Source organism: Streptomyces sp. (genome assembly GCF_035563135.1).
Taxonomy (GTDB): Bacteria; Actinomycetota; Actinomycetes; order Streptomycetales; family Streptomycetaceae; genus Streptomyces.
In genome coordinates, this window is record NZ_DATMVN010000831.1 from 1 (window position 1) to 6,718 (window position 6,718).

The following is a 6,718-nucleotide window of genomic DNA, read 5'->3' on the forward strand; positions in this document are numbered from 1 at the left end:
GTAGCGGATCTGGCCGCGGCGGAACTGCGGGCCGGCCTTCTCCTGGAAGGAGAGGGTGTCGAAGTCGGCGACCCGGGAGGCCTTGGTGGCGATGAGGGAGTCGGTGTACGCGGAGAGGTCGTCGCCGTTGTCGTACGCGTCGGTGGTCAGAGGCATGGTGGAGCTCCTACTCGGGGATGGATGCGGTGATGCGGAGGTGGGAGAGCACCCAGGCGTTGAAGTGGCCCGGCTGCTCCTGGTTGGCCAGGTGACCGGCGTCCTTGACGATCACGTAGGCGGTCTTCTGGACGGCCCCGGCGATGACCTGGCTCGCCCCGGTGCCGGTGACCCGGTCCTGTTCGCCGCAGAGCACGAGGGTGGGTGCGGCGATCGAGGGGAGCTCGGCACGCAGGTCGGCCGCAGCCATGGACTCGGCGGCGTACGCGTAGCCCGGCAGCCGTACCGAGGCGGCCATGGTGTCCACGACGCGGCGCACCAGCTCGTCCGGCGCGCCGGGCGACACGAGCCGCGGTCCCCGGGTCTCGGCGAAGGCCCGGGGACCCAGCTCGGCGAGGTCGGCCGCCCTGGCGCGCATGCCGGCCGCCTTGGTCCCGTCGGTGCCCGAGCCGGGGCTGGAGTCGGCGACGATCAGCGAGGCGACCAGCTCCGGGTGGCGGGAGGCGAGCCGCAGCGCGATCACCCCGCCCCAGGAGACGCCGAGGACGTGTGCGGTGGTGGCGCGCTCACGGATGAGGGCGGCCGCCGCGTCCGCGTAGTCGTCGAGGCTCATCGGCCCGGCGGGGTCGGGTGATCCGGCGTACCCGGGTGCGTCCCAGGCCACGACCCGTACGTACGAGGAGAGTTCGGCGAGCTGCGGTGCGAAGGCGGCCGAGGAGGAGCCGATGCCGTGCAGGCACAGCAGCAGGGGGCCGCGGTCGCCCGCCTCCTCGACGTGGACGCCGGCGGCGCTCACAGGATCTGCCCGGTCCGGCCGGCGAGGGCGGCGAGGCTGCGCAGCACGGCGTAGGGCACCACCTGGCTGGTGGCGGGGTTGCCGGGGTCGGGCAGGTGCGCGACCTCGAAGCGGTAGGTGCCGTGCCCGCCGGACGCCTCGATCACATGGCGGGTGTGGTGCGCCGCCGGGTCGGCGACGACCTGGACCCGCACAGCGTCCAGGTCGCCGACGGCCAGCGCGACCGAGGCGGCCACGTTCGTCGACTTGGGGAATTTGACCGGGACGTCGCGGGCGGTACCGGACATGACCTCGACCGGTCCGGTCGCCGTCCGCATACGCGCCAGCAACTCACCGTCCATCCAGGGCTGTTCGAGGGTGGACGGCAGTTTGGTGGTGGTCAGCCGGACCTCGTCGAGCGGGCCGAGGGTGCGCACCGCCTGGAGGAGGTCGAGTCCGCCGACGGCGCCGCCCGTGAAGTACACCCGCCCGGGACCGGCCGCGAGCAGCCGCTCGGTGAGTCCGTCGTCGGTCAGCGCCCCGGTGGAGGCGATCAGCAGGTCGGTGCCGGAGTCCAGGACCCGCTCGCCCCACTCACGTACGACGCCCTGCCCTGCGGCCTCCACGACGAGGTCGCAGATCTCCAAGGCCTCCTCGAAGGTGGTCTGCCGCACGGGGGCGGCTTCGCCGAGCGGGCGGTTGTCGACGACGCAGACCAGCTCGGCGCCGGTCACGCGGCCTTCGGCGAGCGCGGTGCCGACGACCCTGCCGATGGCGCCCCAGCCGATGACGGCGACCTTGCGTACGGTGCTCATGCGGTGGCCTCCTGGGCGTCCACGGGAACGAGTGGGCCCGGCCCCTGCGGGCCGGGGGTGGCGAGCGGGCCGGGGTCCGGGGTGCCGGCCATGCTGCAGCGGATCTCCTTCGACGGCGCGCCGGCCGTCCCCCACAGGTCCGACAGCTCGGGGACCCGTCGCCACACCCGGGCGATCCAGGCGTCCTCGACGATCTGGGCGACCTCGGAGGTGTACTCGCAGACCAGGCCGGAGGGGTCGGTGAAGTAGGAGAAGGTGTTGTTCCCGGGGCCGTGCCGGCCGGGCCCCCACTGGGGGGTGATGCCGTGGTGGCGCAGCCGTCCGAGGCCCCGCATGAAGTGGTCGACCGAGGTCATCTCGTACGCCACGTGGTTCAGCGAGGTCCACTCCGCCTGGTTGAAGGCGATGCAGTGGTGGTCGCTGTTGCAGCGCAGGAACGCCATCTGGTGCTCCGACCAGTCGGAGACGCGCAGACCGAGCACATCGCAGTAGAAGGCGACCGCGGCGTCGATGTCGGTGGTGTTGAGCACGGCGTGCGTCACTCCGACGGGCACGGCGCCGTCCCTGCCGCGCGGCACGACGGCCTCGACCTGGGCGCTGATCTCGATGAGGCGGCCCTCGGGGTCGGTGAACCGCAGTCCGTAACCGCCGCCGGCCTGGCCCAGCGGACCCGGCCCGGTGACGGGCACGAGGGAGCGGGCCTCGAGGCGCCGCGCGGCCTGGTCGACCTCGGCGGGTGTGGCGACGGCGAAGGCGATCCTGCCGAGGCCGACCCGGTCCCGCCGGGTCAGGTGCAGGACGTGGTGTTCGTCGCTCGTGCCCCGGAGCCAGCGGGCTCCGGTGTCGGACTCGACGGTTTCGAGTCCCCAGACGTCCTCGTAGAAGTCGGCGGCCTCGGTGAAGGCCGGGGTGTGCAGCTCGACGTAGCGCAGTGAGCGGAGCCGGGCGATCGGACCGGGCGGTGGCTGGTGCATGGGGTCCCTCCAGGACGGGCAGGCGTGCCGGGTCAGTTGGCCCACGGAAGCGGGTGGTCCGCGATGCCCCAGTACAGGGACTTCTGGCGCTGGTAGGCGCGGATCGCGCCGAGGCCCTTCTCCGTGCCGAGGCCGCTGTCCTTCCACCCGCTGAAGGGGGTGGAGGCGCTGAACTGTTTGTAGGTGTTGATCCAGACGGTTCCTGCCTCGATCCGGCGTGCCAGCGCCCCGGCGGCGCGCAGGTCACGGGTCCAGATCCCGCAGGCCAGGCCGTAGACGGAGTCGTTGGCCTGGCGGACCAGGTCGTCCTCGTCGTCGTAGGGAAGGGCGACCAGGACCGGGCCGAAGATCTCCTCCTGGCAGGTGCGCGAGGTGTTCGCGAGGCCGTCGAGCACGGTGGGCAGGTAGTACGCCCCGTCCTCGTACAGCTCTCCCTCGGGTGCCGATCCGCCGCACAGCACGCGGGCGCCCTCGGACCGGGCGAGGTCGACGTAGGCGGCGACGGAGTCGCGGTGGCGGTGGTGCACCAGGGGGCCGACCTGGGTGGACGGGTCGGTGCCGGGACCGACCCGCAGCCCGCGTACGCGCTCGACGAGCTCACCGACGAAGGAGTCGTAGATCTCCCGCGCCACGAAGAGCCGGGAGCCCGCGATGCAGGACTGACCGCTGGACGAGAAGATCCCGAACATCACGCCGGCCAGGGCCTGTTCGATGTCGGCGTCGGCGCGCACGATCGTCGGTGACTTGCCGCCCAGCTCCAGCGAGGCCGGGATCAGCTTGCGGGCGGCTGTCCCGGCGATGGACCGGCCGGTCTCCGTGCCCCCGGTGAATCCGATACGGCCGACGAGGGGGTGCCGCACGAGGGCGTCACCGACCACCCGGCCGCTCCCGGGCAGCACGGAGAGCAGTGCGGCCGGCAGCCGGAATTCGCCGAGCGCCCGGGTGATCAGCCGCCCGAGCGCCAGGGAGACCAGGGGGGTCCAGGCCGCGGGCTTGAGGATCACCGCGTTGCCTGCGGCGAGCGCGGGGGCGATCTTCTGCGCGTCGCTGGCGACCGGGGAGTTCCAGGGGTTGATCGCGCCGACGACGCCGATCGGCTCGTGCGTGCTCACCGTGACGTAGGGGCCGCGGGACGGGGTCACCGCGTCCTGCGCCGTCTCCAGGACGGCCGCCATGTAGCGGAAGGTGCCTGCCGCACTGAGCGCGAGGGCCTTCGTCTCGGTGAGGGTCTTGCCGGTGTCGGCCGTCTGCAGGGCGGAGAGCTCGTCGGCGGCCCGCTCGGTGAGTTCGCCGATCCGGTGCAGCAGCCGGGCCCGGTCATGGGCGGGCAGGTCACGCCAGGCGGGATCCGCCACGGCCTTCGCCGCGGCCTCGGCCGCTTCGGCGACCTCGTCCGCAGAGGCGGAGTGGACGGTGGCGAGGAGACGGCCGGTCGCCGGGTCGACCGTGTCGACGGGCTCGCCCGCACCACGCCGCCACTGGCCCGCGATCAGGATTTCGGTGGGGAACTGCAGCACGGGTGGACCTCCGGACGAGGCGGAAAGGGAGTGGACTCCGGGTGCGGACAGGCTCGTTGGGCTACCGCCACCGGACTGCCGAAGTGCTAGAAATCTAAGCGCTTAACTTTTTTCGCACAAGACCCCGAGGTGAAATCGTTGCCAGGAAGGTCTTGAGCACCGCATCCAGGGCGTCGATGATGAGGGCCGAGCCACCGGGAACAAGGTTACTAAGCCCTTAACTATTGACCGCTTAGATATGGCCCCCTACTGTCGCCGGAACTCATCTGCCCGCGGAAGGACCCCCTCCATGACGACTGTGGCCGGCAAGCCCGCACTCGGCTCGATAGCCGCGAGACTTGAACGACTGCCGCACTCGCGCTGGCACATCAAGGTCCGGTTCCTGATCGGCGCCGTCACCTTCTTCGAGGCGTTCGACCAGTTGCTGGCCGCATCCGCGCTGCCCGTCCTGATGAAGGAGTGGGACCTGTCCACCGGGCAGGCCACCTTCGCCGTCACGTCCGCGTCGATCGGCATGCTGCTCGGCGCCCTTGCCGCCGGCTGGCTGGGGGACCGCATCGGGCGGGTGCGCACCGTCGCCCTGGGTGTCGCCGTCACCGGTCTCGCCAGCCTCGCCGTGGCCTTCTCCGGCACCATCGAGACCTTCTCGCTCTTCCGGTTCGTACAGGGCCTCGGGATCGGCGGCGTCGTACCGGTCGCGGCGACCTACATCAACGAGATCGCCCGGTCCGACAAGCGGGGCCGCTTCGTCCTGCTGTACGAGATGATCTTCCCGGCCGGCCTCGCGGCCGCCACCCTGCTCGCCGTATGGGTGATCCCCGCCTTCGGCTGGCGCGCGATGTTCCTGGTGGGCGCTCTGCCGGTGCTGATCGCCGCGATGCTGCCCCGGCACGTCCAGGAGTCCCCGCGCTGGCTCCTGTCCCGTGGACGTACGGCTGAGGCGGAGGCGGTCATCGCCCGGATCGAGGCGGAGGTCGCCCGCACGGCCTCCGAGGAACTTCCCGCACCGGCCCCGTCCGTGGACCCGGTGAACGAGCCCAAGGGCACCCTGATGGACCTGTTCCGGGGCCGTTACCTGCGCCGGACCGCCGTCCTGTCGGGGCTGTGGTTCGTGGCGTACTACGTGAACCACGGCATCTCCACCTGGCTGCCCTCGCTCTACACCAAGGAGTTCGGGCTGGATCTCACCACGGCGCTCGTCTACACCCTGCTCAGCAACGTCACGGGTCTGCTGGGCACCTTCGTCATGGCCATGCTGATCGACCGCATCGGCCGCCGGCCCGCCCTGATCGGCGCGTTCGTGGGCACCGCGCTCTCGCTCGGCGTACTGGCACTCGCCGGGGCGGCCTCGGGCGGACAGATCGCCCTCTTCGCCTCCTGCACCACGTTCTTCCTGTACGCGATCAACGCGGGGCTCTACCTCTACTCCCCCGAGCTGTACCCCACCTTCAACCGCGCCAGGGGCGCGGCCTTCGGTGGTCTGTGGAACCGCTTCGGCGTCATTCTCGGCCCGGTGGCCGTCGGCGCGATCATCGGGGCGGGCGGCGGACTGGCCCTGGTCTTCGCACAGCTCGCCGTGATGGGCGCGGTGGGTGCCGTGATCGCGTGGTTCGCCGTCGAGACCAAAGGCAGGACCCTGGAGGAGCTCAACGCCTGATCGCGCCGGCCCGGGGGCGGTGACCCGGGAGGGAGCACGCACCGCTCCCCGCCGGGCCATCGCCCCCGGACGCGGGCGCCGCGCTCCTGCGGCCGAGTCCGCCATCGCCTCAGCGGTAAGATTTTCAGTGCCGTGATAAGCCGGGGCGCCGGCCGGAACCGTACAAGGGGATGAGATGGCAGCATCAAGGCCTGGGGACCGGGACGCCGTGGCGAAGGTCATCGAGGACTGGGCGCGGGAGCGGCCCGAGCTGGACACGAGCCCGCTCGAGGTCCTCGCCCGCCTCCACCGCTCCTTCCTGCGTTACAGCACCGGTCTCACGGAATCCGTCGAGCGGCACGGCCTGTCGGTGGCAGGCTTCGACGTCCTGACCGCGCTGCGCAGGTCGGGCGAGCCCTACCGGCTGACCGCCGGGCAGCTCGCCGACTCCGGACTGGTGTCGTCGGCGGGGGTGACCCTCCGGATCGACCGCCTGGAGAAGGACGGCCTCATAGTCCGGGAGCGGGACACCCAGGACCGCAGGGTCGTGTACTCACGGCTGACGGAGAAGGGCCTCACCACGGTGGACACGGCGTTCGCCGAACACCTGGACAACGAGAACCGGATGCTCGGCGGACTGTCCCCCTCCGAACGCCGTCAACTCGCGCGCCTGCTGCGCAAGCTGGAGATCTCCATCCTCGACGCCGAGGCGGCGCGGGAGGCCGAGACCGCGCGGTGACCCGCCGGCACGCGTGCCACGTGCCCGGCTTTGCACCAGGCAGTGTCATACGGTGCCGCCGGGGCGCGCCCCTGCCCGCCGAGGGGCGCCGCGTTCCGCGGGGGCG

At 71.8% G+C, this 6,718-nt stretch carries 6 protein-coding genes and 1 pseudogene; 2 read left to right on the plus strand and 5 right to left on the minus strand.

All coding sequences use genetic code 11. The annotated features are described in order from the left end of the window. The 5 genes and pseudogenes from VN520_RS36800 to VN520_RS36820 form a co-directional block, all read right to left on the minus strand. Positions 1-156: pseudogene (locus VN520_RS36800) on the minus strand (cupin domain-containing protein); the annotation flags it as partial. A 10-nt stretch (positions 157-166) separates the two neighbouring features. Next, positions 167-952: an alpha/beta fold hydrolase gene (locus VN520_RS36805; protein ID WP_325751304.1), complete on the minus strand. Its 786-nt coding sequence runs from the start codon at positions 950-952 to the stop codon at positions 167-169. Continuing rightward, on the minus strand, positions 949-1,746 hold the full coding sequence (locus VN520_RS36810) for an aspartate dehydrogenase domain-containing protein (protein ID WP_325751305.1): 798 nt from the start codon (positions 1,744-1,746) through the stop codon (positions 949-951). Before VN520_RS36810 ends, VN520_RS36805 begins: the two co-directional genes overlap by 4 nt. After that, positions 1,743-2,720, minus strand: coding sequence for a VOC family protein (locus VN520_RS36815; protein ID WP_325751306.1), 978 nt, complete (start codon positions 2,718-2,720; stop codon positions 1,743-1,745). Before VN520_RS36815 ends, VN520_RS36810 begins: the two co-directional genes overlap by 4 nt. Positions 2,721-2,752: 32 nt before the next feature. After that, positions 2,753-4,237 (minus strand): aldehyde dehydrogenase family protein, encoded by a 1,485-nt coding sequence (locus tag VN520_RS36820; RefSeq protein ID WP_325751307.1) that lies wholly within the window; start codon positions 4,235-4,237, stop codon positions 2,753-2,755. A 289-nt stretch (positions 4,238-4,526) separates the two neighbouring features. Here VN520_RS36820 and VN520_RS36825 point away from each other — a divergent pair, with 289 nt between their 5' ends. After that, a complete protein-coding gene (locus VN520_RS36825; RefSeq protein WP_325751308.1) occupies positions 4,527-5,894 on the plus strand; it encodes an MFS transporter in 1,368 nt (455 codons plus the stop codon). 175 nt (positions 5,895-6,069) lie between these two features. Beyond that, positions 6,070-6,612 carry a MarR family winged helix-turn-helix transcriptional regulator gene (locus VN520_RS36830; RefSeq protein ID WP_325751309.1) on the plus strand — a complete coding sequence of 181 codons (543 nt, stop codon included), beginning with the start codon at positions 6,070-6,072 and terminating at the stop codon, positions 6,610-6,612. The last annotated feature ends 106 nt before the right edge of the window (positions 6,613-6,718 follow it).

Bases quoted from the DNA above. Each gene is read 5' to 3' on its own strand.
- VN520_RS36810 (WP_325751305.1), bottom strand. From the start codon at position 1,746: ATGAGCACCGTACGCAAGGTCGCCGTCATCGGCTGGGGCGCCATCGGC.
- VN520_RS36825 (WP_325751308.1), top strand. From the start codon at position 4,527: ATGACGACTGTGGCCGGCAAGCCCGCACTCGGCTCGATAGCCGCGAGA.
- VN520_RS36830 (WP_325751309.1), top strand. From the start codon at position 6,070: ATGGCAGCATCAAGGCCTGGGGACCGGGACGCCGTGGCGAAGGTCATC.
- VN520_RS36815 (WP_325751306.1), bottom strand. From the start codon at position 2,720: ATGCACCAGCCACCGCCCGGTCCGATCGCCCGGCTCCGCTCACTGCGC.